The sequence below is a fragment of the Sorangium sp. So ce1036 genome (assembly GCF_051369805.1).
In the GTDB taxonomy this organism is placed as follows: Bacteria; Myxococcota_A; Polyangia; order Polyangiales; family Polyangiaceae; genus Sorangium; species Sorangium cellulosum_F.
Map to the genome: position 1 here is coordinate 8586293 of NZ_JBBMOX010000001.1, position 25428 is coordinate 8611720.

10 protein-coding genes are annotated in these 25428 nt (G+C 74.3%); 3 read left to right on the forward strand and 7 right to left on the reverse strand.

The features are described 5' to 3' along the window. Positions 1 to 92: 92 nt before the first annotated feature. A complete protein-coding gene (locus WMF31_RS32295; RefSeq protein WP_436605625.1) occupies positions 93 to 1655 on the reverse strand; it encodes a hypothetical protein in 1563 nt (520 codons plus the stop codon). Positions 1656 to 2033: 378 nt separating this feature from the next. Here WMF31_RS32295 and WMF31_RS32300 point away from each other — a divergent pair, with 378 nt between their 5' ends. Further along, the gene (locus tag WMF31_RS32300; RefSeq protein WP_436605626.1) at positions 2034 to 3188 is read left to right on the forward strand and encodes a vWA domain-containing protein; all 1155 of its coding nucleotides are present in this window, start codon (positions 2034 to 2036) and stop codon (positions 3186 to 3188) included. Positions 3189 to 3224: 36 nt separating this feature from the next. On the opposite strand, the gene WMF31_RS32305 is transcribed toward WMF31_RS32300, so the two are convergent. Next, positions 3225 to 4397 (reverse strand): tetratricopeptide repeat protein, encoded by a 1173-nt coding sequence (locus tag WMF31_RS32305; RefSeq protein ID WP_436605627.1) that lies wholly within the window; start codon positions 4395 to 4397, stop codon positions 3225 to 3227. A 340-nt stretch (positions 4398 to 4737) separates the two neighbouring features. Here WMF31_RS32305 and WMF31_RS32310 point away from each other — a divergent pair, with 340 nt between their 5' ends. Beyond that, positions 4738 to 4959 carry a YdcH family protein gene (locus WMF31_RS32310; protein ID WP_129345476.1) on the forward strand — a complete coding sequence of 74 codons (222 nt, stop codon included), beginning with the start codon at positions 4738 to 4740 and terminating at the stop codon, positions 4957 to 4959. A 239-nt stretch (positions 4960 to 5198) separates the two neighbouring features. Here WMF31_RS32310 and WMF31_RS32315 read toward each other — a convergent pair whose 3' ends face one another. Further along, positions 5199 to 5732 (reverse strand): hypothetical protein, encoded by a 534-nt coding sequence (locus WMF31_RS32315; protein ID WP_436605628.1) that lies wholly within the window; start codon positions 5730 to 5732, stop codon positions 5199 to 5201. 209 nt (positions 5733 to 5941) lie between these two features. On the opposite strand from WMF31_RS32315, the gene WMF31_RS32320 reads away from it, so the two are divergent. After that, entirely contained in the window at positions 5942 to 6505 is a 564-nt protein-coding gene (locus WMF31_RS32320; RefSeq protein ID WP_436605629.1) for an AAA family ATPase, read from the forward strand. A gap of 386 nt (positions 6506 to 6891) precedes the next feature. Here WMF31_RS32320 and WMF31_RS32325 read toward each other — a convergent pair whose 3' ends face one another. The 4 genes from WMF31_RS32325 to WMF31_RS32340 form a co-directional block, all read right to left on the reverse strand. After that, positions 6892 to 14721 (reverse strand): beta-ketoacyl synthase N-terminal-like domain-containing protein, encoded by a 7830-nt coding sequence (locus WMF31_RS32325; protein ID WP_436605630.1) that lies wholly within the window; start codon positions 14719 to 14721, stop codon positions 6892 to 6894. Positions 14722 to 14732: 11 nt separating this feature from the next. Beyond that, positions 14733 to 22139, reverse strand: a complete 7407-nt coding sequence (locus tag WMF31_RS32330) for an SDR family NAD(P)-dependent oxidoreductase (RefSeq protein WP_436605631.1) — start codon at positions 22137 to 22139, stop codon at positions 14733 to 14735. Between the two features lie 28 nt (positions 22140 to 22167). Then, positions 22168 to 23817 carry a PfaD family polyunsaturated fatty acid/polyketide biosynthesis protein gene (locus WMF31_RS32335; RefSeq protein ID WP_436605632.1) on the reverse strand — a complete coding sequence of 550 codons (1650 nt, stop codon included), beginning with the start codon at positions 23815 to 23817 and terminating at the stop codon, positions 22168 to 22170. 580 nt (positions 23818 to 24397) lie between these two features. After that, complete coding sequence (locus WMF31_RS32340) at positions 24398 to 25354, reverse strand: SGNH/GDSL hydrolase family protein (protein ID WP_436605633.1); 957 nt, start codon at positions 25352 to 25354, stop codon at positions 24398 to 24400. Between the last annotated feature and the right edge of the window lie 74 nt (positions 25355 to 25428).

The following is a 25428-nucleotide window of genomic DNA, read 5'->3' on the forward strand; positions in this document are numbered from 1 at the left end:
TGTCCCTCCATGTTCCCCTTCGACTTCCCTGGTTTCTTGGCGCCCTTTTCGTCATGGCGGTTCGCCTCTCGGCCCGATTTCCCGCAGTAGCGCTAGGGACAGGCCGCGTTCGCGATCTCGACGTCGTCGAGGTTCCAGCTCGACACGCTGTCGACGAAGGTGTCTCGCCCGATCGCATAGCCGAAGCGGACCCTGAGGCTCGCGTTCTTGTACGGGGTCAGATCATGGCTGACCTTCTTCCAGGCCGCGTCGCGGACGCCGGGGTACGACCCCGACTCGAAGAGGACGACCCACCGGGCGCCGTCAAAGACCTCGACCCGGTTCGTCATGTGCGGCGCCTCATCGCTGTTCAGAAAGCGCCAGTACGTCAGGTACACGCCTCCATCGATACTCGCGTCGACGACGGGGCTCGTCAGGTAATAGTACGGGTGAGCGCTGACGGGTGCATTCCCTCCGATGACCACGCCGGCGAGCCCGTTGTCCGACGTGGCCGTGTGATCGGACGCCGGATCGGCGTGACCGTAGGTGTGCCCGGAGGACGAGGTCGCCTGCCCGATTTCCCAGGTCGGACCGAGCTCCCACCCGGCCGCGTTGCTCTCGAACGTATCCCGGAAGTAGACCGTCGGCGCCTCCGCGGCGCCGCCCTGGCACACGCCGGCCAGGCACGTCTCCCCCACGGTGCACCAGTCGCTGTCCACACATGCGCCGCCATCCGGGACCGGGCGCGGCGTGCACACCCCGTCGTCGCTGCAGACCCCGCGCGTGCAGCCCACCGTCTCTGAAGGGCACCACTCCCCGGGGGTGGGGATGGAAATACAGGCGCCCTGCTCGTCGCAGACACCACGATTGCACTCGTCGGTCCCGGAGAGGCAGGCGCCGCCCGGCGCGATCGGCTCAGCATAGCAATTGCCAGAGCCGGGATCGCAGACCCCCTCGTTGCACCCGACGCTCAGCGCGCTGCAGTCCCTGGGAGCGCCGCCCTCGCAGCGGCCGCCCTGGCAGGTCTTGCCGACCATGCACAGGTCGCCGGAGTCCGCGCACGGCTGCCCCTCGTTCCCCGGGACCGCCTCGCACGCACCGGTCGCCGGGTTGCACACGCCCACATGGCAGGAGTCCGGAACTTGGAAGAAGAAACAATCCCTCTGGGTCCCGGCGCAGGCGCCGCCCTGGCACGTCGCGTCGAGGACGCAGCGATCGTCCGTCACGCACGGCGTCCCGTCCTCCCTCGGCTCGAGCCCGCACCGCGGGGCGCCGCCCGCGTCGACGCAGGTGACGACGTGGCACGCGTCCGGCGTGACGCCGCAGTCCTCCTGCGCGCCGCCCTGACACACGCCGTCTTCGCAGGTCTCGCCCACCGTGCAGGCGTCTCTGTCGTCGCAGGGCTCCCCGCCGGCGCCGGGGACGAGCTCGCACTCCCGCGTCGCCTCGTTGCACACCGCCGCCATGCACTGCGAGGTCGGGACGAGCGAGCAGTCGATCTCGCACGGGGGCGCGCCGCCGCTCCCGCCGCCCCCTCCGCTCGAGACGGCCGACGCGGGGGCGCCGCCGCTGCCCCCCGCGGCGCCCGCCCCCGAGCTGCCCGCGGACGACGCGGCCGAACAACCGAGATCCGTCAGGGCGACAGCGGAAAGTACCCATGGAATCCAACTAGTCATGTTCGCCTCTTTCCAGCAAGCGTGACGCTCCCGCTGGGAATTACGCGCTCTTCGCCGCGGCGCAAGGAAACATGATGTTCCGCCGCGCGAGCACCCGGAACGGTCAGCGCGGGTATCCACGCCGCGTCGGCGTCGAGCCCGGAGAGGCCGAAGAGACCGGCGAGATCGATGAGATCGGCGAGAGCAAAGAGAGCAAAGAGAGCACGAGACCCGCAAGGCCCACAAACCGGAGAGCCCCTATCGCCCCTTGATTGAGACATGCAGTATGCTGACGAGAGCGTCCTGGAGCTCGGCTTCCCTCAAGCAGACAGACCACTTCTCGCGTGGGGCGTCCGCTGCCGCGACCCCCATTGCGTCAACCTCCCGAGGAGCGCAGAGATGTCCTTCCGACGTCATTTCGTGTTTGCCCCTTTCCTCATCGCCGCCGGGCTCGCCCCGATCTCGGGCGGCTGCGCGGCCACCGGGGACAGGGGGCCCGCCGGGACCTCCACGCCGGATGACGCCGGGAGCGGCGGAGGCGGAGGGGTGAGCGGCGGCGGCTTCGGCTCGGGCGACATCACCGGAGGCGCGTCGCTCGCCGAGGGCGGGCTCGGCGCGGCGGGCGCAGGAGAGGGTGAGTTGAGCGACGACGCCTCCTGCGCCCAGACGAGCGCACAGGCCACGCTCTTGCCGCTCGACATGCTCATCCTGCTCGACCGCTCCGGCAGCATGCTCGGATCCAAGTGGAGCGGCGTCACGAGCGCCATCTCGCGGTTCGTGAACGACACCGCCTCCGCCGGGATGAACGTGGGGCTCACCTACTTCCCGAGGGGCGCCGCCGGACAGAACGACTGCGAACACACGAGCTACGAGGCGCTGGCGGTCCCGTTCGGCGAGCTGCCGACGAACACGTCGGCGCTCACCGCCTCCATCCAGGACACCTCGCCGAGCGGCGGGACGCCCATGCGCCCGGCCCTCCAGGGGGTGCTCGCGAACGCGACCGCCTACCAGGACGCCAACCCGTCTCACAAGGTCATCGTCGTGCTCGCGACCGACGGCGATCCGTCCGGCTGCGCCAGCAACACCGTCGCGAACACCGCGGAGCTCGCGCAGCGGGCGCTCAACTACAACGGCGTCCAGACGTACGTCATCGCGGTCGAGGGCTCGACCGTCTCCAACCTGGACCAGATCGCGGCCGCGGGCGGAACGACGCGCGCGTTCGACGTCACCGCGGACGTCTCCGCGTTCTCGGCGAAGATGGCCGAGATCCGCGCGTCGGCGCTCCCGTGCGAGCTCCTCGTCCCCGAGCCGCCGCTGGGCGCGATCCTGGACCAGAGCCGGGTCGCGGTGAGGCTCGCGTCCGGGTCCTCGGGCGAGCTCGAGATCCCGAGGGCGGACGACCAGGCCGACTGCGGCGCGGGGCCAGGGTGGTATTACGACAACGAGGCGCTCCCGAAGAAGATCATCCTCTGCCCCGCGTCCTGCACGACGGTGCAGGCCACCGCGCACGCGAAGCTCGACGTGCTGTTCGGCTGCGAGCCGAAGCTGAACTGAGCCGCCCGGCGCCGGGAGGCGGGGCGCACGCGGGGCTCAGGGCCCTTTCGCCGGCGCGGTCTTCAGGGCGTCGAGCGCCGCCGAGAGCTCGGCCTCGGTGAACGGCAGCCGCGCGAGGGCCGCCTGCTCCTCGGCGAGCGCGAGATCGATCTCGCGCAGCGCGTCGCGGGCGCGGAGGGCCCACGCCGGCGCCTCGCCGGTGCGCTCGCCGAGGCGGACCGTGCCGGCGAGCATCTTCTGCCCCTTCTCCAGGAGCACGCGGTAGCGCAGGCGCATCGCCCCCTCGAAGAGCTGCCTCTTCCTCGGGGTGTCGGCGCTCGGCGGCGGCGGGACTTGCATCACGTCGCGGTGGAGCTCCTTGTAGAGCTGCCCGATGCGGTAGCCCGCCATCGCCGACCAGTGCGCGTCGAGGCTGCGCATCGCCTCGGTGTAGGCGCTCTGCGCGTCGAGCAACCCCTGGCAGCGCCGCTCCAGCGCCTCGGCGAAGCTCGCCGGCGCGGGCACGAAGGTGATCGCCTCGCTCCGGCGCCGCCGCACCTCGCCGAGCGCGAAGCTCACCTGCGCGAGCTCGAGCGGCGGCTTGCCCGCCTCGCCCAGCCGGTGCGCCTCGATGAGGTCGCGCGCGAGGGTGACCTGACGCGCGGCCTCGTCCACGAGACCCTGCTCGACGAGCCCGAGCGCGAGCGCGCCGCGCGCCTCGATCGCCTCCAGCACGCGCAGGTCGCCGAGGCGGAGCAGGCGGCGCGCCACCGCGACGAGCTCGGGCCACCGCTCCAGGGCCGCCGTCACGCGCGCGAGCCGGAAGAGCGCGCCGCGGGCGAGCGCGTGGTCCGGGAAGCGCCGCGCGACCTCGCCGTAACGCTCCGCGGCGAGCGGGCGGTCGCCGAGCGCCTCGTACGCGAGGCCCGCGTTGAAGAGGCTCGGCGGCGCGACCTCGCCGTCGGGCGCGAGGCGGACGAGCCGATCGAACAGCGGCGCCGCCTCGCGCACCTCGTCCGCAAGGAGGAGCGCGCGCGCCCGCTCGAACTCCGCCGCGAGCTCCGCGTCCGAGTACGGGGACACGACGATCGGAGCGAGCTCGACCGGCCCTCGCGCCGGGGCCGGGGCCGGCGCCCGCGCCGGCACAGGGGCCCTGGACGTGCATCCGCCCAGGACCACCGCGAACGCCAGGATCCGGGCCGACATGATGCTGAAACTCGAGCTCAACATGCCCGGGAAGAATAGCCCCACGTCCGAGGTTGTTCCGCTGGTTGCGTGGACGGAGATTTCAGAATCGCCGTCCTGGGCAGAGCTGGAAGGTAAATTCTGTAAGGTGTCCGCTGTACCGATGCGCGGCGCGTCGACGAAACACGAGGGCACAGCCTGACAAAAGGCCTGCATACGGCCGTCACCTTGGGGTAATGTGGCGTTCGTTCATCAGGCCGCGCCCTCGGCTCATAGCGTGGACGGCGGTCGATCTCCTCTCCAGCGACGATCGGAACGAGGGTGTCTGTTGGTGCGCCCTCGAAGGCATCACGGCTCCTCTGTGGGAGCCTTTGGAGGTGGGTACATGAAGCATCAGGTCATCTCTCCTCGCGCGGTGGCGACGCTCGGCCCGGAGCAGCGGCTGAGTATGGCGGAGGCGCGTCACCGGGAGCTCGATTCGCGACTCAGGCAGCTGGGTCGACGGGCTTTCTTGACGCCGGGGGAGCAGATGGAGGCCGCCCAGCTCAAGAAACACAAGCTCGCCGCGAAGGACGAGATCGAGTCGTTGCGCCGACGGCTCGCGTGACCCCCCCCTCCTGAGCGGCGGCCGGAGCGCCGCGCTCACCCCCCGCCCCTTCGACGCCTCTCGGTTCCTGTAAAGCCCCTGACGCGCTGCGCGCTGCGGCGACGGAGAGCCGGCTGCGCGACCCGCTCGTCTCCGGCGCGCTGCGGCGACGGACCGCCGGCTGGCGACCCCCCTGTCTCCGACGCGCTGCGCGTTGCGGCGACGGACCGCTGGCTGTGCGCGCTGCTTGTGCGCGGAGGTCAGAGCGTGGGCGGCGGCGGCTCGGCCGGGGCGTCCGCGGGCGGCTCGGCGGCGCTGGGCTCCGCCGCCGGATCGGGCTGCGCCGCCGGATCGGTCGCGGCGCCGCTGTCCGGCAGCGCCTCGGCGCCGCCGAAGACGTCGCGGTTGAGATCGGCCAGCGTCTCGTTGAGGCGGATCTTCTGCTCGCTGGTGATGCCGCCGGGGGTCTGCTTCTCGATCGCCGCGGCGAGCCCCAGCCAGTGGCGCGCGTTGTCGCGGTAGCCCTTGCGCGGGTCGGCGACGCCGGTGCCCTGCGGCGCGAGGCCGGCCAGGCGGTAGTCGGTCATGCCGCGCAGGTACGCGTACTGCGCCTGCTGCGGCAGCGGGAACGAGTCGAGGTCGTGCTCGAGCACGCGGAACAGCGCCAGCGCCTGCTCGAACCGGTTGGCCTCGTAGTGGCCGCGGGCGCGGTCGAGATCCTGCGCGTAGGTCGCGCACCCCGACGCGAGGGCCGATGACGTGAGAAGGATGAACGACGAGACCAGGCGGCGCATGCGCGGAGGGTATCTCCCGCCTCGCTGCGTGATCAAGCGGGAACGCGGCGCCCGCGCGACGGGCGTCGGCGTGCTGCGCCGCGCGGCGCCCGGGGGTGACGGCCGATGCCGAGGAGCCGGCGGAGCGAGAGGGGGGGCGCCCGGCACCACGGCCGGGGACCGACGACCCGCGCGTGACGGCCAGCGCGCGTCGGCGCGGAGGGAGGGTCGTGCCAGACTCGCCGCTCGCGGGCGAGCCGAGCGAGCGCATCGCCGCGAGCGTGCTCGCTCCCGACGCCTCGAACCCGCCCACCATCCTGGCGGATCTTCCCGGACCGGTGCTCGGGGGGATCCGCGCCGATCTCGTCTCCCTCATCCCGGGGCTCGCCGGCTTCGATGTGGTTCCAGATGAGGACAGCTTCCGCATCGATTTCAAGCTCTCTGGCGGGGAGCGCCTCCCAGCTCGCCTCGCCTCTGACGGCACGCTGCGCGCGCTGGCATTGCTCGTTGTCCTCCGCGTCGAACCCCGCCCGTCCATTGTTGGCGTCGAGGAGCCGGAAAACGGCATATACTCCGGCCGCCTGCGCACGTTGCTCTCGTTGCTTCGAGAAGCCACGGCGTCAGGCGACCAGGAGCTTCCCGGTCTCGCGGTGCCCGTCATCCAGCTCCTCACTCACCAGCCACTCGCCTGTCGTCCTCGCTGCGTTCCGGGACAGCCCCGAACATCTACGCTTCATGGATCTCGTGCGACGCGACGGCCGGCTCGCGACCCGCGCGCGCAGTGGGGGAGCTGAAGGCGCCAGGCGACGGCGCGCAGCTCGTGTCGCTGCGCGAGATCGACGCGCTGCTCCAGGCCGCGGCCAGCGAGGCCGCCGAATGACAAGGCGGCTTTACCTCCGCGCAGGACCCTATCGCTACTTCGGGAAGTCGGGCCGAAAGGCGAACCGCCATGACGCCAAGGGCGCCAAGAATTCAGGGAAGTAGAAGGGAGATGGATGGACAACCCTTCCTCTCTTCTTGGCGTCCTTGGCGCCATGGCGGTTCTTCTGCTGATCCGGGGCAACTTCCCGCAATCGTGCTATGCGGAGGGTCCGAGCGACTACGACTTCCTCTTGCCGCTCCTCTCTCCGAGCGCGCAGCGGCGTAGCGCAGGTGTGAGCGCGGGCAGAGACGGCCCCGCTCACCCCATAAGCCGCCTCCCGAGCAGCCGCGCCGCGAGCTTCCGCAGCCACTCCGCCCGCCGCGCGTCCGGCGGCGCGAGCCGCCCCGTGCGCGCCGCCTCCAGGACCGCGGCCGTCTCGGGCGTCGGATCGGCGCACGCCTCGAGCACCCGGAAGATCGTCGCGTCCTCGTGCGAGACCCCCGCCTCCGCCGCCCACGCGGAGACCGACGCCGCGAACGCACGATCCCCGGGGAACGGCTCCTCCACAGCGTTGCTCGGCCCGAGCCCGTTGATGCCGCCGATCACCAGATCCTTGCGGTCCTTGTACGTCATCCTCGCGAGCTCCTCGGGCAGGAGCGGGCGGCCGATCCAGATGTCCTGCACGCCCATGCCGAGCGGGAACTCGAGCCGCCCGTCGAGCGGCTCCGGCGGCAGCGCGCCCGTGAAGCGCACCGGCACCACCGGGGCCCCCACCGCCAGCGCCATGTCGATGAACGCCCCGCTCATCTTGCGCACCGGCGTGCGGCACTCGAGCGACCTCGTGCCCTCGACGTGCACCATCACCCCCTTGCCCGCCCCCTGCATCTCGACCCCGAGCTCCGTGATGATGCCCGCGAGCGACGCCTTGTCCTCGCGATCGAAGTACGTGATGACCTTCGGATCGCGCGCGCCCGGGTACGCGAAGCAGTGCGCGAGCATCGTGCCGAGCCACGTCGTCCGGTGCTCGGCCTTGGCCAGCGTCACCGTGGGGACCTCGGTGAGGGCCGACACGATGATGCCGAACAGGAGCGACTCCACCGCGACCTGGTGGTTGCCGAGGTAAAGGAGGCTCCGGCCCTTCACCGCCCGGAACGCCGCGGGATCCACGACGTGCACCCGGCGGATGAACCGCTCGATCAGGCCGAAATACAGGTCCTCCGCGGGCCAGCGCCCGAGGCCCATGGCCGCGCCCCAGTAGCGGCGGACAGGCTCGATGTCGAGCGCCGGCGCGCCGGCGTCGCGGACCACGACCTCGGAGCCGTCGCGCGCCACCGAGACGGGCCAGCGGGTCAGCGGCGCGGTCGAGGCGAACCCGGCGAGCGAGACGGCCGACGGGTGCGCGCCCGCGCGCCGCGCGATGTGATCCTTCACCGCCACCGCCTCGACCAGATCGCCCGAGGCGGCGTAGAGGTGCGCCACCGTGCCCGGCATCCAGTCCAGGGTGCGCACGTCGGCCGGGCCGCAGCGCGTCTCGCCCGACGCCGCGTCGACGCGCGCGACGGCGAGGTCGACCGCCGCGCGATCGCGCAGGAAGGCCCGGCGGATGCCGGGAGGCGCGGCGCCGATCGCGCCCTGCGGGAGCAGCACCTCGACCAGCCGGAGCTCGAGCCAGACGCGGTCCCCCGCGATGGCCTGGATCCAGAACGAGACGAAGCGGCCGTCTCGCCCCTCGTGGCGCACCTCGAGGCGCACCGGGCCCGAGGGCACAGGGCCGAACACGCGGAGCGACGGGACGCGCGAGGGGAACGCGATGTGGCCGGCAGGGCTCTCCGGATCCCACAGGGACAGCCGGTCGTGCGGGATGGCGTGCGTGAACGCGTCGAGCAAGCCCTGGTGCAGCGTGCCCGGCGGCACCGAGCCCCTCTCGGGATCGAGCGTCGCCGACGCGCCGCGCGCGCCGAGCCGCAGCTCGGTCAGGTACTGGAACGCAGGGCCGTGGAACAGCGTGCCCGCCGCGTACGGGTCCTCGGAGAGCGGCGCGTCGAGCGGCGGCTCCGGCGCCTGGGCCTCGGGGTACGCGTCCGAGAGCCGCACGCGGCCGGTGCACACCGGCTCGAACCGCGAGAGCGCCGGGGTGGACGCCTCACGCCACGCGAGCAGCCGGACGTCGAGCACGTCGCCCGCGCCGCTCGTCTCGGTCCGGAGGCGCACCGGCCCCGGCACGGGCAGCCAGCGGTGCACCACCACGTCCTCCACGGCCACGACCACGCGCCCCGGACGCGCCCGCAACGCGCCGCCGGCCAGCCGGTCGACCATGCTCATCCCGGGCAGCGCAGGGAGCGTCCACGTGGGGCAGTGGTCCGCGACCCACCCGCCCGGATCCAGCACCTCCTCCGCGTCCGCGTCCGCCGCCCGCTGCGCCGAGGGCTCCGGCCTTCGCGCGGCGCGGTTCACGGCGCCCGGGAGCGACGCGAGGCGGCGCGCGCTCCCGCGGACGTCGAAGTCGACGTCGCGGCGCGGGCGCGAGGGGGGCGCGTCGATGATCCGCACCCCGAGCGTCGCGCCGTAGATGCGCAGGCCGTCGACCCACAGGTAGGACTCGGCGATGACGTACGGCCCGCGGTCGTCGCGCCCGACCTCGAGGATGTCGGTCTCGACCGTCACCCGGCGGCTGCTCGGCAGCACCTGGCCGCGGTAGCGCCAGGTGTGCTCGCGCCCCGTCATCACCGGCTCGAACCGCGGGGCGCGGAGGCCCGCGTGGAGGTCGTGGTGCAGCATCCAGAACTGGATCGTCTGCAGCATCGCCTCGATGCCGAGCGAGCCGGGCTGCACCGGATCGCCGAGGAAGTGGGCCTTGAAGAACCACTCCGACGCGTGGACGTCCCGCTGCGCGCGGAGCCTGCCGAGCCCCCTCTGGCCGCCGGTCTCCCACAGGCCGTCGATGCGATCGATCATCAGCAGCGACGGCCGCGGGAGCGAGAGCGCGCCCCCGAAGTACCGCTCGGGGCGCGCCCGCAGGTCGACCGCGAACTCCGACGGCGCCGAGAGCGCGGCGACCTGCTCGGGCGTCGGCGGGAGCCCGATCTGCGTGGCGAGCGCGGCCTTCGGGAAGAAGCCGAACACCGTCTCCAGGTCGTACACGCGGGCGCCGGAGACGCTGCACTCGACCCGGAACGACAGGATGATCATGCCGCCCGACCGCGAGATGTTCGTCACCTGCGACGTCGTCCGCAGCGCGCCAGAGGCCGGCAGGACCTCGGCGTGCAGCGTGCCCTTGCCGTCGAGGTTGCGGAAGTAGAGCGCGGCGTCGGTCGAGAGCGCGCAGCCGATGTAGCTCGCGAGCCAGCCGCACGTCTGGAGCGCCGCCTCGAGCACCACCGCGAACGGCATCGTGAGGCTCGCGTTCTCGTCGAAATACCAGGCGTCCTCGGGGACGTCGACCTCGACCTCGACCCGCGCGCCGGGCTTCATCGCCGCCATGGGGCTCGAGACCGAGAGGACCCGGCTCATGAAGTGGTACGGCGGCCCCGGGAGCCGCGCGACGTGCCGGCCCTCGTCGAACCTGCGGTAGAGCGGCCCGAACGCGTCCGACGGCCTGCCCCACGCGCACGAGAGCAGGCTCCTGTAGTCGAGCGGGAAGCCGCCGGCCTCCGCCGGGGCGCCGACGGGCGGCGGAGAGCCCGTCTCGGACCACGGGACGCGCGCGACCGGCCCCGGCTCGGCGTGGCCAGAGAGCAGCTCGGGAGCGCTCGAGAGCGGCCAGTCCGGGCTGAGGCGCAGGCCCACGCGGCGCGCGTGGAACGCCTTGAGGCCGTCGACCGTGCAGAGGAAGTCGGCGTACACGGTGGGGTGCGGGCCGTCGTGCACCTCCTCGACGAACACCTCGTACGTGAGCAGCCGGCTCGCCGGGGTCACCTGGCCGCGGCAGCGGAGCAGGTAGGGCTCCTCGGGCACGGGCTCGAAGCGGAAGCCGTCGCTGTCCAGCGTGAAGCCCATCGCCGCCATGGTGAAGGCGAGCGCCTGCAGGCAGCCCTCGAACATGAGCGTGCCCGGCATGCAGGGGTCGTCCTTGAAGTGGCCCTCGAAGAACCAGCCGTCCTTCGTGATCGGCAGCGTGGCCTTGACGTAGCCGCGCTTCCACGGGCCGCCTCCGGGGTCGAAGACGTCGACGCGATCGAAGAACAGCATCGGCGGCGCGCTGATGCGCGGCGTCCGGACGTGGGTGGAGAGGCGCTCGAAGCCGGGGCCGAACGCCGCCGCGCCGTCGCCGGCCGCGAACGCGAGGAGGTCGGCCCGCTCGAAGGAGGACTTCTGACAGCGGAGCCGCGGCGGGTCGAGGCGGGCGCCCGGGGCGGGCTGCGCGGCGTCGGCGTCCCAGAGGACGCCGCCCGAGGCCGCGAGCTCCTCGTCGGTGAAGAAGCCGGCCTGGCCCTTGCGCGTCGAGAGGCGCAGCGCGCCGCCGATGCGGCAGTCGTAGTGGAAGAAGAAGAGGCGGACGTCGCCGTGCTTGGCGTGGCCGTCGACGTGGATGTCGTAGACGAGCGTGTCGCCCGGGCGCGGCAGGCCGCCGTGGAAGGTGAGCTCGCAGCCGAGCAGCCGGTAGACGCGCTCGCCCTGGTTCTCGAAGTCGGCGCCGAGCCAGCTGATGAGCAGGAGGTCGGCCTGCCCGCTCTCGATCATGATGCCGGCCGGCATCGCGCCGTCGTGCAGGTACCAGGAGTCCCACCGCACGTCGGTCTCGGTCCACAGCGTGCCGAGCTTCATCGAGCCGGGCTCGGCGTCGATCCCGGTCACCCGGTCGGCGAGCAGCAGCGGCGGCATGGGCATGCGCACCTGACGGCGGTAGCCGTCCTGCCGGGCGAAGAGGGGGCCGAAGACGTCGGAGATCCGTCCGGAGGCGAGGACCTCGAGCTGCTCCCGGCTGAACCGCGGGCCGCGCGGCGCAGGGGCCCCGGCGGCGGGGGGAGCCGGGGCCGCGGGGGGCCGCGGCGGGGCGAGGGGGCGCGGCGGCTCAGCCTGGGCCTGGCGCGGCGGCTCAACCTGGCGCGGCGGCTCAACCTGGGTCGGGCGAACCTCAACCTCGGTCGGGCGAGCCTCAACCTGGGTCGGGCGAACCTCAACCTCGGTCGGGCGAGCCTCAACCTGGGTCGGGCGAACCTCAACCTCGGTCGGGCGAACCTCAACCTCGGTCGGTCGGACCCCAACCTCGGTCGGTCGGACCCCAACCTCGGTCGGTCGGACCCCAACCTCGGTCGGTCGAGCCCGAACCTCGGTCGGCCAAGGCTCAACCCCGGTCGGTCGAGCCTCAACCTCGGTCGGCCAAGGCTGCCAAGGCTCAACCTCGGTCGGGTGCGGGCCCGACGACACCTGCACGAGCGTCTCCAGCGCGCGCTGCCGCATCTCCAGGAACCGGCGGTGCACCTGGGCCTGCTGCTCGACCCACGCCCCATGGATCTGCGCGATCTGCGCCGTGAACGCCGCCGCGCCGCCAGCCACCTCGCCCGGGATCGCGGCCGCTTTCGCCGCGCCCCCCTCCGTTGCCCCCCTCTCGAGCTCCCCCACAGGATCCCCGCCCACCACCGGCGCCCCCCGCAGCGGCTCGTCCACGGGCAACGACGCGAGCTGGTCGCCCGCCGCGAAGCCCGTCGGCCCCGGGTACAGCGGTGGCAGGTCATCCAGTGCGGACGGCAGATGCGGCGCAGGTTCCATGGAGTCTCCAGGGGATGAGCAGGTGTCCACGCCGGGCACGACGATCGCCGGCAGGTGGGCAGGGAGCGTGAGCCTCGGGCCACCGGAAGGGCGCGGCGGCGCGAGGGGGGCGGGCGGACCGCCGGCCCCGATGCAGACCGACAGCGAGCCGCCGCCGAGGCCGGCGCAGCGGACCTCGGCGACGCGGACCTCGTCGGACCACGGGCTTCCGTCGAGCTTCCGGCCGTGGCGGCAGGCGAGCACCGCGGCGGCGACGTGCACGAGGCCGGAGGCCGCGTGCGCATGGCCGAACCTCGGCGCGAGGTCCGTGGACGACAGCACGAGGCCCGGCTCGGCCGGCTCGTCCACGAGCACGGCGAGGACCGGGTGCCGCTCCCGCACCGCGTCGTCGAGGCGCTCGATCACGAGCACGACCGCCGCGTCGCCGGGAGGCAGGTGGACCCCGAGCGCCTCGAGCGCGGCCGCGTGGGCGGGCTCGCACGAGAGGTCCACGGCGCCGACGATCGCCGCGTCCGCGGTGCCCGCGCGCAGGGCGCGGGACGCGAGGCGCAGCGCCCACGGGCCCGAGAGCTCCTCCGCCGCGACCGTGAACGACGGCCCCGCGACGTCGAGCTGGCTGTTCAGCCGGTTCGCCGGGATGTTCGGCATGTTCCCGACCACGCCCGCCGCCTGGAGGACCGGGGCGATCGCATCCCGCAGCGCGCCGACGTCGACCGACGGACCGAGCCGCGCCGGCGCCGTGTCGGCGAGCCGCCAGCGCGCCATGTACCGGCACACCTCGGTGTCGGCGCCCATGCCGATGAGCACGGCCGTGCGCTCCCGCGGCAGCGCGAGTCCCTCGGTGGCCTCGATCGCCGCCTCGAGCAGCAGCGTCTGCTGGGCGAGCGCCTGCTGCAGATCGCGCGGCGGGAACCGCAGCCGATCCGCGGGCAACGAGACGTCCGCGCGGCGGGGGGCCGCGCCGCCGCCCGAGAGGAGCGGCTCCGCGAACGCGCGGACGCCGCTGAGCTCCCCGACGCACAGCCCCATCGCCACCACGGCGAGGTGCCCGGCCGGGGCCGGCGGCGAGGCGGCGGGCGCCGCGCCCCGCGCGGCCGCGCGGGGCGCGCGACCCCTGGGCGAGGCGGGCTCGTACGCCTCCACGAGGAGGTGCGCGTTGTTCCCGCCGAACCCGAACGCGGACAGGCCCGCGAGGCGCCGGCCCGCCCACGGCTCGGCCCGCCGCAGCACCCGGAACGAGCTCGCGGCCACCGCGTCGCTCAGCGGATCGGCGTGCAGCGTGGGCGGGCGGACCCCGGCGTCCATCGCGGCGAGCAGCTTGAGCAGCCCGGCCGCGCCCGCCGCCGTGACGAGGTGCCCCAGGTTCGACTTCAGCGAGCCGAGCGGCACCTCCCGGCGGCCGAACACCTCCGTGAGCGTCGCGATCTCGGTCGCGTCGCCGAGCGGGGTCCCCGTCGCGTGGCACTCCAGCAGCGAGACCTCGCCCGGATCGACGCCGGCCATCGCGTACGCGGCGCGCATCGCCCGGAGCTGGCCCTCGACCGCCGGCGCGAGCAGGCCGCGGCCCCGGCCGTCGTTCGACAGCCCGACGCCGCGGATCACGCCGAGGATGCGCCTCCCCGCGGCCTCGGCGTCCGATAGCCGCTCGAGCACCACGAACGCCGCGCCCTCCGCCGGGACCAGGCCGTCCGCCGCCGCCGAGAACGGGCGGCTCTGCCCGGTGCGGCTCAGGGCCGACAGCGCGCAGAACCCGATGTGGATGAAGAGATCGTCCGACCGGCACACGGCACCGGCGAGCATCCGGTCGACCTCGCGGTCGTGCAGCCGCTCGCAGGCGAGCGCGATCGCGTAGAGCGACGACGCGCACGCGGCGTCGAGCGCGAACGCCCCGGCCCCGAGGCCGAGCGCGTCGGCGAGCAGATGGGCCGGCAGGCCCGACATGAACCGGTTGCGCGGATCGGGCCGCGGGACGCCGGCGAGCTCGCCGAGCCACGTCGACTCGGCCCACGCCGACATCGCCGACGAGGGGAACGACAGGTTCCCGAGCACCGCGCCCGCGCGGTCGGACCGGCCCTCGTGGCCGGCCTCGCGCAGCGCCTCGCGACCCGCGTGGAGCACCCACTGGAAGAGGGGGTCGAGCTCGAGCACGTCGCCCCGCAGGCGGCCGCCCCGCGGGAACGGGTCCCGGGCGAGCACGCGGCGGAAGTGCTCGTCGAACCCGGTGACGTAGCCGCCGCGGTCGCTCCACGCGCGGTCCCTCACGTCGCGGCCCTCGCGCCCGCCGCCGACGAGCGCGCGCTCGCGCGAGAGGCGCCAGCGGCCAGCGGGGGCGGCGGCCAGGAGGTCACGGCCGGCGATCACGTTGTCCCACAGGGCCGCGGGGTGGAGCGCGCCCGGCAGGACGCACCCGCGGCCGACGATGGCGATGGGCTCGAACAAGGTCGCCTCGGTCACGCCTGACCGCGCGCGGTGTCCGGGCGGAGGACGAACTGCACGTCGCGCAGCTCGGCGACGAGCGCGCCCTCGGGATCGACGAGCGCGATGTCCGCCCGGGTGCGGTCCCGGGCCACGATCTGCCCGCGCACCACCGCGCGCAGCGGGCCGTCGGCCGGGCCCTCGGCGAACGTGTGCAGCGCGCCCACGGACATCGGGAGCGCCGCGCCCCCGAGCACGTGCCGCGTCCACAGCGTCGCGAGCTGCAGCGCGCCGTCGAGCGCCGCCGGGTCGGTCTTCCACGGCTGGCTCACCCAGCCGGCCTCGCGCAGGCCCACGACCGTGCCGGCGATCCCCTCGCGGCTCACGCCGTCGAGCCCCCGGATCACCTGGAAGCCGGGGCCGTGGAAGAGGACGTGGCCGTCGTACAGCGCGCCGCCCTCGGTCCACGGGCCGAGCGACGGCGGCGTCGGGCCCCTCGGGGCCGCGCGCCCGTCGGGGGGCTGCATCTCGATGGTGGCCGCGTAGTGCAGCGCGCCCTGCGGCCCGCGCAGCTCGGCCGCGAGCACCGCGCCGTGGCCGCTCTCCACCTCGCGGCAGTCGACGCGGAACACCTCGCCGCCCGACGCGTACGCCGCGAGCTTGATCCCGCGCAGGACCCGGACGTCGCGGAGCGCGGTCACGACGAGATCCGGCCGGCACGCGCGCGCGGCGCGGGCGAACCACTCCAGCGCGATCACCACCGGCACCACGGGGACGCCGTGAATGGCGTGGTCGCCGAGGTAGGGGTGCGCCGCGCGGTCGGCGCGGACCGCCAGCGCGATCCGCCGGTCGCGATCGGGGGCGGCGAGGGTCGCCGGGTCGGCGCCGAGCACGACCTCGACCGCGGAGCTCGCGCCCGCGGAGCTCGCGCCCGCGCCCTCCCCGCGATCGCCCGGTCCGTCGCGCAGCTCGTCGATCAGCATCCTCGCGCCCGCCTCGAGCGGGATGAGCGGCACGCCGAGCTGCGTGAAGTGCGCCTCGAGCGCCGCGTTCACCATGCCCCCCTGCCAGGGGCCCCAGCCGAGCGATTTCACCCGGCAGCCAGGGCGGCGCGCGGCCTCGGCGGCGGCGACCTTGTTGAGGACCTCGTTCGCCATCGCGTAGTCGCACTGCCCCCTGTTGCCGCTGCGCGCGGCGATCGAGCTGAACAGGACGATCGCCTTGAGCGGATCGCCCGCGGTCGCGTCGAGCAGGGCCCGGAGGCCGCCCACCTTCGTGTTGAACACGCGGTCGAGCTGCTCGACCGTCTTCTCGGCGATGAGCTTGTCGGCGAGCACGCCCGCGCCGTGGACGATCGCGGTGATCGGGCCGAACGCCCGCCGCACGTCGCCGAGCGCCGCGGCCACCGCCCGCGCGTCGTTCACGTCGGCCGAGACGTACACGGCCTCGCCGCCGGCCGCGCGGATGGCGTCGAGCGTCGCGCGGACCTCGCGGTTCGCCAGGACCCGGGCGACCTGGCGGCCGATCTCCGCGGGGGTCGCCTTCTGGCCCGAGGCGGCCGCGGCCTGCGCCAGCGCCGCCTTGAGCGCGGCCTCGCCGCCCACGCCGCGGCACGGGGCCGGGTCGTCCTCGAGCGCGGTGCGACCGAGCAGCGCGAACCTCCCGCGGCTCTCCCTGGCGAGCGCGATCAGCGTCGTCGCGGTCACGCCGCGGGCGCCGCCGCTCGCCACGATCACGTCGCTCGGCCCGAGGGGGAGCGGCCCGGGTTGCGCGTCCTGCCGGACGCTGCGCAGCGTGGTGCGCCGGCCGTCCGCGCGCAGGCCGACCTCGAGCTCGACGCCGCCGGACAGGAGCTCCGCGGCGATGGCGTCGGCGAGATCGCCGGCCGGCCGGCCGCTGCGCTCCACATCGATCGCGCGGCAGGACGCCGCGGGCCACTCCAGCGCCGCGGTCTTCACGAGGCCGGGCAGCCCGGAGGCCCAGGCGCGGTCCGAGCCGGCGAGGCCGAAGTCGCCGCCCGTGTCCTGGACCGTGACGAACAGGGCCGGGCTCGCCGCGATGGCCTGGGCCGCGAGGAACGCCTCGCGGTGGACGGCGAGCGCCTCGTCGACCGTGGCGAAGTCGCGCAGGCCGCCGAGGAACACGGCGCCGCGGGCGCCGCGGGGCACGGCGGGCGCATACTCGGCGGCGATCCCGCGCGCCCCGAGGGCCGTGACGAGCGTGGGGCCGAGGGTGTCGTGGCCGGTCACCACCACGGTCCCGGCCTCGAAGACGCCGGGCATGGCGAGGCCGGCGGCGGGCGCGGGGACCTCGACGAGCGGAAAGCGCCCGAGGGGCGCGGGCGCCGGCGCGTCGGCGGGCCTCGCGTCGGCGGACGCGGGCGCGGGCCCGAGGTTCGCGCGGAGGTGCGCGACGACCTGGCCGAGCGTGCGCAGCTGCGCGAGCGCCGACGCGTCGATCTCGGACAGCCCCGGCGTGCGGTCCCGCACCGCCGACAGGATCTCGACCCGCTTGATGCTGTCGATCCCGAGGTCGCTCTCCAGCTCCATCTGCAGCCCGAGCATCTCGGCGGGGTAGCCCGTCGTCTCCGCCACCACCGCCATCACGATCCGCTCGACCTCCGCGGCCCCGGCCAGCGACGCCGCGTCGCCGGCGGCCGGCGCGGCCGCGGGCGCGGGCAGCGAGGCGCGCAGGTGGTCGACGACCTGGCCGAGCGTGCGCAGCTGCGCGAGCGCCGACGCGTCGATCTCGGACAGCCCCGGCGTGCGGTCCCGCACCGCCGACAGGATCTCGACCCGCTTGATGCTGTCGATCCCGAGGTCGCTCTCCAGCTCCATCTGCAGCCCGAGCATCTCGGCGGGGTAGCCCGTCGTCTCCGCCACCACCGCCATCACGATCCGCTCGACGTCGGACGCCGCGGGCGCCGCCGCGGCGGCCGCGCCGGCCGCCTCCGCGGCGGCAGCCCTCGTCGCGCCAACCGCCGGGGTGGCGGAGGGCGCCGCCGGGGCGGCCGCGGGCAGCGAGGCGCGCAGGTGGTCGACGACCTGGCCGAGCGTGCGCAGCTGCGCGAGCGCCGAGGAGTCGACCTCGGACAGCCCCGGCGTGCGGTCCCGCACCGCCGACAGGATCTCGACCCGCTTGATGCTGTCGATCCCGAGGTCGCTCTCCAGCTCCATCTGCAGCCCGAGCATCTCGGCGGGGTAGCCCGTCGTCTCGGCCACCACCGCCATCACGATCCGCTCGACGTCGGATGCCGCGGGCGCCGCCGCGGCGGCAGGGCCGGCCGCCTCCGCGGCGGGCGCGGCGGCAGCCCTCGTCGCGCCAACCGCCTGGGTGGCGGCGGGCGCCGCCGGGGCGGCCGTGGGCAGCGAGGCGCGCAGGTGGTCGACGACCTGGCCGAGCGTGCGCAGCTGCGCGAGCGCCGAGGAGTCGACCTCGGACAGCCCGGGCGTGCGGTCCCGGACCGAGGACAGGATCTCGACGCGCTTGATGCTGTCGATCCCGAGGTCGCTCTCCAGCTCCATCTGGAGCCCGAGCATCGAGACGGGATAACCTGTCTTGTCCGCGACCACCTCGAGGACCATCCGCTCGAGATCGACGCCCGGCGCAGCAGCGACCGCCGCCGGGGCGGCGATCGGGGTCGAGGCGGCGACCGGGGTTGGCGCCGGCGCCGAGGCGGCGACCGGGGTTGGCGCGGGCGCCGAGGCGGCGACCGGGGTTGGCGCCGGCGCCGCGACCGGGGTTGGCGCCGCCGCCGCGACCGGGGTTGGCGCCGCCGCCGCGACCGGGGTTGGCGCCGGCGCGGCCATGGGGACCGCCGCCTGGTGCGCTCTGCCGGCGCCGTTCACGCCGTTCAGGCCGTCCTGGTGCTTTTGGCCCCAGCTTCCAGCGGCGGGCGTCGTCGGCGCGCCTCGGGGCTCCAGGGACCTCACCGGAGCCGGCTCTGCGGCCGCGGCGACGGCGCCCGCATGCGGAGCGCCCGTCGCGAGCGCGGCGAGCCCGGCAAAGGACGCCTCGGCCATCTGCAGGAAGGCGATGTGGCTCTCGGCCATCGCGCGCTGGTACGTGCTGTGGGCTTCCGCCGTGGCGCGCTGCGCCTCCTGGTATGCAGCCAGCCACGATGTGCTCACCGCCGGCGCGGGCGTGCTCACCGCCGGCGCGGGCGCGCTCACTGCCGGCCCCGACGCGCTCACTGCCAGCCCCGACGCGCTCACTACCGGCCCCGACGCGCTCACTACCCGCGCCGGCCCCCTCACCACCGCCGACGCGGGCGCGCTCACCATCGCGGCCGACGCGCGCACTGCGCCCGCCGACGCGCTCACTGCGCCCGCCGACGCGCTCACTGCGCCCGCCGACGCGCGCACTGCGCCCGCCGATGCGCTCACTGCCGCCCCCGACGCGCTCACTGCCGCCCCCGATGCGCTCACTGCCGCCCCCGATGCGCTCACTGCCGCCCCCGGCGCGCTCCCCGCCGGCGCAGGCGCCCTCACCGCCGCCGCAGCCGCGCGCGCCACCGGCGCGGACGCGCTCCCCGCCGCCGCGGGCGCCCTCGCCGCCGCCGCGCCCGCCGCCTCCGGCGCTGGCCGCGGCGGGTTCGGCCTGGGCAGGGCCTTCGCTCCCCCGGGCGGCGGGTACGGCTTGCCGTAGTTGCTGCCGTTGATCGACAGCACGAGCTTCGGCTTCGACACCGCCCGCGGATCGCCCGGCGCCGCGAAGCCGTCCCAGAGGACCCGCGCGTCCAGCGGGACGCCGGCCACGGCGAGCCGCGCCACCGCGTCGAACAGGCTCACCACCCCGTGCTTGCCCCTGCGGTCCAGCGCCACCGCCCGGTGCGGCCGTCCGCTCAGGATGTCGCCCACCAGGTTCGTGAGCACCGACCCCGGACCGACCTCGACGAACGTGCGCACCCCGGCCGCGTACATCCGCTCGATCTCCTCCACGAACCGCACCGGCTGCGCGAGCTGGCGCGCGAGCCGGTCGCGCGCCGCGTCGCCGCCCCCGGGATAAGGCTCGATCTCGGCGTTGCTGAACACGGGCGCCGACGGCGCCCCCACCGCGATGCCCCCCAGAAACTCGCGGAACGGCGCGCTCGCCTCCGACACGAGCGGCGAGTGGAACGCCGCCGACACGTCGAGGCGCCTCGCCTGGATGCCCAGGCCCCGGAGCCGCGCCTCGGCCGCCTCGATCGCCTCGACCGCGCCCGACAGCACGACCTGCTTCGGGCCGTTGTGGTTCGCGACCACGACCTCGCCGAGGCCGAGCGCCCGCACCTCGTCGATCGATCGCGGGACCGCGATCATCGCGCCCCGCGCGGACGACGCGGACGCCGCCCCCATCAGCTCGCCGCGCCGCCGCGCGACCCGCAGGAGGTCCGCCGCGGACAGCGCGCCGGCCGCGTGCAGCGCGGTGATCTCGCCGAAGCTGTGGCCGGCGAGCGCGTCGGCCCGCACGCCGAGCGCCGAGAGCAGCGCGAGGTGCGCGAGGCTCGTCGCCCCGATCGCGGGCTGCGCCCACCGCGTCTCGCGGAGCCGCTCCTCCTGCGCCCTCCGGTCCTCGTCGCTGAACACCGGCCGCGGGAACACCACCTCGTGCAGCGGCACGTCCGCGATCGCGACGCCCGCCGCCCCGTCCCACGCCTCGCGCGCCGGGTCGAACGCCATGACCACGTCGGCGCCCATCCCCGGGTACTGGCTCCCCTGCCCCGGGAACAGGAACGCCACCTGCCCCGGCGCCTCGCCGCCCGCGCAGCGCACGAGCGGCGCGTCGAGCGCCTGCTCGGGCCGCTCGCCGAGGTGCGCCGCGACCTGCTCCAGCTTCCTCCGCAGATCGGCCTCGTCCGTCGCCACGAGGCCGAGCCGCAGAGGCCTCGCCCCGTCGAACGCCAGCACCGACTCCCGCGCGAAGAAGCGCAGCGACTCCGGCGCCGCCGCGTCCTTCGCGAGCGCCCGGGCGCGATCCGCGAGCGCCGCCGGCGTGTCCGCCGACAGGAGCACGAGCTCCGCCGGGAACGACCGCACGCGGAGCGCCCTCGGCGCCGCGCCCGTGTACTCCTCCAGCGCGACGTGGAAATTCGAGCCGCCGAACCCGAACGAGCTCACCGACGCCCGCCGCGGGTGGTCCCCCGCGCGGACCCACGGCCGCGCCTCGGTGTTGATGTAAAACGGTGTCTTCTCGATCTCGAGCTTCGGATTCGGCCGGTCCACCTTGATGGTCGGCGGGAGCACCTTGTGGTGCAGCGCCATGACCGCCTTGAACAGGCCCGCCGCGCCGGCCGCCGCCTTGGTGTGGCCGATCTGCGACTTCACGCTGCCGAGCGCGCACCACTGCCGGTCCGCGCGCCCCGATTCGTCGAACATCGCCCGCAGCCCCTCGAACTCGGCCGCGTCGCCGGCCTTGGTCCCGGTGCCGTGGGCCTCCATCAGCTCCACCGTCTCCGCGCCGTACCCGGCGACGGCGTAGGCCCGGCGGAGCGCCCTGGCCTGCCCCTCCGGCACCGGCGCGTACACGCTCTTGCTCCGCCCGTCGGACGACGCGCCGATCCCCTTGATGACCGCGTAGATCCGGTCCCCGTCGCGCTCGGCGTCGTCGAGCCGCTTGAGCGCCACCATGCCGATGCCCTCGCCGAGCAGCGTGCCGTCGGCCTTGTCGGAGAACGGGCGGCAATCGCCCGACCGCGACAGCGCCGGCGTCTTGCTGAAGCACATGTACATGAAGGCGTCGTTCATCGTGTCGCAGCCGCCCGCGATCACGAGATCGGACTGGCCGAGCGCGAGCTCGTTCACCGCCATCGACATCGCCGACAGCGACGACGCGCACGCCGCGTCGGTCACGCAGTTCGTCCCGCCGAGGTCGAGCCGGTTCGCGATGCGCCCGGCCACGACGTTGCCGAGCAGGCCGGGGAACGACGACTCCTGCCACGGCACGTAGCTCGACGCGATCTTCTCGCAGGCGCGCGCGACCTCGTCCTCCGGGTACCCGAGCTCCCGGAGCGCCTTCGCCCACACCGGCCGCTGGATCCGGCTCACCATCGAGGCGAGCAGCTCCTGCGCCGACGTGACCCCGAGGATCACGCTCATCCGCTCGCGGCTCATCGACTCGAACTGCCCCCCCGCCGCGTCCTCGAGCACCCGCTTCGCCACGATCAGCGCGAGCAGCTGCGTCGTGTCCGTCGCCGGCACGATCGAGGGCGGCACGCCCCACTCCAGCGGATCGAACGGCACGTCCTTCAGGAAGGCGCCGCGCTTCGCGTACGTCCTGTCAGGGGCGGACGGGTCGGGATCGTAGTAGTCCTCGACGAGCCAGTGGGTCTCCGGGACCTCCGTGATGAGGTCGGTCCCGGCCAGGATGTCGCGCCAGAAGCCGTGCGCGTCGAGCGAGCCGGGGAAGATGGCGCTCACGCCGACGACGGCGATGGGCGGGATACGCGTGGACGAAGCGTGCATGACAGGACCTCGGCAGGGGTTCGACCGATCAGGCGAGCGGGCGAGGAGTGAAGTGGAAGGCGGCGCTCGGCACCGGGACGCCGTACGTCCGGAGCTGCTGGGCGCGCGTGACGACGGCCGCGCCCTCGAGCAGGTTGCGGGCGACCTGGACCACCGTGCGGTTCTCCGGCGCTTCGAGGAAAGACCCCTTGACCCACCGGTTGAACGCGCCCATGGCCGGGCCACACCAGATCTGGTAATCGGCGCGGCGCCGCGGATCCCCGGCGATCGCCCACTTGCTGGACATGCCGAGATACCAGCGGAAGATCAGCGCCATCCTGTGCTTCGGCTCGCGCGCGGCCCGCGCGAGCTCGGCCGGGTCGCGCTCCGCGAAGAACCGCTCGCACAGCGCCCACACCTCGTCGCACGACATCTGGAACTGCTCCCGCTCGACGCGCGCGCGCGCGTCGGCCGGCAGCGACTCGATGGAGTCGTGGGCGACGTAGAGGTCGTAGAGCCGCTGCGCGCGGACACCGAACATCGTGCCGCGCTTCAGCACCTGGACCTGCACGCCGAGCTCGAACATGTCGGCGGCGGGCGTCATGATCACGTCCGGGAGATCGGCCTGGGCCAGCATCCGCTTGCCCTCGTCGGACAGGCCCGACTCGACGCACGCCTGGTTGACCGAGCCGGTCAGCACGTACGCGGCGCCGAGCGAGAACGCGGCGGCCACGGCCTCCGGCGTGGACAGGCCCCCCGCGGCGCCGACCCGGATCGGGCGGCGATACCCGTGCTTCGCCGCGAGCTCGTCGCGCACGCCGAGGATCACCGGGAACAGCGCGACGAGCGGCTGGTTGTCGGTGTGACCGCCGGAGTCCGCCTCCACCGTGATGTCCTCGGCGACCGGCAGGCCCCGCGCGAGCTCCGCCTCGTCGCGGGTGAGCCACCCGTCGCGAACGCACGTGTCGAGGATCTCGGCCGGCGCGGGCGACAGGAACCGCGCCGCGACCTCGGGGCGCGAGATCTTCGCGAACAGGTGGTTTCGCCGCTCGATCCGGCCGTCGGGCAGCCGCCGCACGCCGCTGTAGGCGAACCGCACGACCATCGGGTTCAGGCCCATGTAGGCCGCGGCCTCGGCCCGGCGGACACCCTTCTTCAGATAGAGCTCCACCGTGTCGCTCTCCAGGCGCGGCTCGTTCGGCGCGTGGATGAGGTTGCACCCCCAGGTGGGGCCGTCCGCGCCGAGCGCGGCGACGATCTCGTCGACGGCCTGCTCGATCCTGCGCAGCCCGAGGCCGGCGGCGCCGAAGAACCCGAGCATCCCGGCCCGGGCCATGGCGATCGTGAGCTCGGCGGTGTGGATGCCGTTCGCCATCGCGCCGGCCACGTACGGGAAGCGCAGCCCGTGCGCCTCGGTGAAGGAGCGATCCCCGAGCCACTCCGGGTAGAGCGCGGGCAGCGTGCCGAGGAGCGGAAACGTGGGGACCCCGTTCACCTGATCCTCGCGGAGGACCGAGCCGCCGCGGGCCACGCCCACGCGGCCCTCCGGCGTCTCGCGCACCACGTGCACCGGCTCTCGCACGCAGCACACCGCCTGTTGCAGGTCCGCCGACGTGAACGCGGGGAGCCATGACCCGCTGCGCCAACTGCCGATGGGCTGAAGGCCCGCGCTGGGGAGGGCCTCCGGGTTCTTAAGCATGCCGAGCTGCCTCCTGGGACAAGTCGCGCGCTCTATAACATCCGCGCGGAGCGCCCCACGGTAATGGTTCCGTCATGGCGTCACGACCCGGCTCGGCCATCGAGGACGCGGCATCCGGCGATGAACGGGGTTCCTTCGCCCGGAAACCGCGCGCCGCACGCGTCACGCCCGGGTCCCACGCGAGGGGGCGCGTCCCCCTCCGCAAGACAGGCGGATCACTTCACTTTTTCACACACGATGAAATCACAGCGCGTGCGGCGTCCACGATGGGCGCGATGGCCGCAGGTTCACACGGTGCTCCCGGTGTCGTAGAGGGGAGCGTGGCCCGTGTCGGATCGCATGCCCATGTCGGATCGCATCGCCCGCATCACCGGCGCGGCCTCGGGCATCGGCGCGGGAGCTGTCGCGCAGCGTGGGCGGCCTGGTGCTCGTCGACCGGAGCCGTGAGGGGGGGTTCTTCGCCGTAGCGCGCCGTCGTCGGAGACGACCTCGCGGCGTCGAGCCGGCGCGAGCCGTCGCTTCTCCCCGGCTCAATCGCCGACCCGACCCGAGGGACGCTCGCCCTCGACCCCGGGCCGACTCACCTCAGGTAGTCGGAGATCGCGTCATACCAGACGCGCCCCATCCGGGCGTAACCCGCCTGATTGGGGTGGACCCCGTCGCCGAGCTCGGACGTGGGGAAATCCGTGAACTGATCGACGAAGACGATGTGCGCGCCCGCGCTGGCCCGCTCCTCGACCAGGCCGGGGATGGTGGCGTTGTACGCATTGACCGAGCCTGAGGCCTGCGGGAAAGGAATGATGTTGCTCACGACGATCAGCGCGTCGGGCGCCTCGGCGATCAGCTTGTCCAGGAGGGCGCCCAGGCGGGCGTCGGCGCCGTTGGCGCTTTGCCACATGTCGTTGGTGCCCGCGTGGAGCAGCACGATGTGCGGCATCTCGCTGAGCGCCGGGGTCGGCACACGACCGGCGATCTGCTGGATGGTCTGTCCGCTGATCCCCTCGTGGTTGCGGGGGAACGGCGTGCCATCGACCGTCTCGGGGCCGTTCTTCTGCTGCGTGCCCGTGAAGGTGATCTCGTGGCCATCTTTCAGGGCCAGGCGGAAGAGCTCGACCCGGTACCCGCCGTCGAAGCCGAGACCGAAGGTGATCGAGTCCCCGAGGGGGAGGATCTTGCAGGGGCCCGTCTCGGGGCAAGGCTGGAACCCTGCATCGGGCGAGCCCCCACCTCCGCCCGAGCCGCCGGAAGGCTCGCCCCCGGAGGAGGCGCTCCCCCCGGCGCCCTGCCCGCCGCCGCCCGTCCCGCCGCTCCCCGCGGTGGCTCCCGTGGGCGCCTGCCCGCCCGAGCCCCCGGTCCCCGTCGCGCCGCCCGCGCCGCTCGTGGTCGAGGCGCCTCCCGAGGTCCCGCTCGTGGCCGAGGCGCCTCCCGAGGCCGCAGCCCCGCTCGTGGGGGCGCCGCCGGAAGAGGCCCCTCCGGCCCCGCCCGAGCCATCGGACGACCCATCCGAGGAGCTGGAGCAGGCCAGGGAACCGACCAAGAGAAGGCTCGCGAGGGAGATCCCGCGGGCGAAGGCGCCGGATGCACCACGGCGGAAGAGGAGCGAAGAGGTCG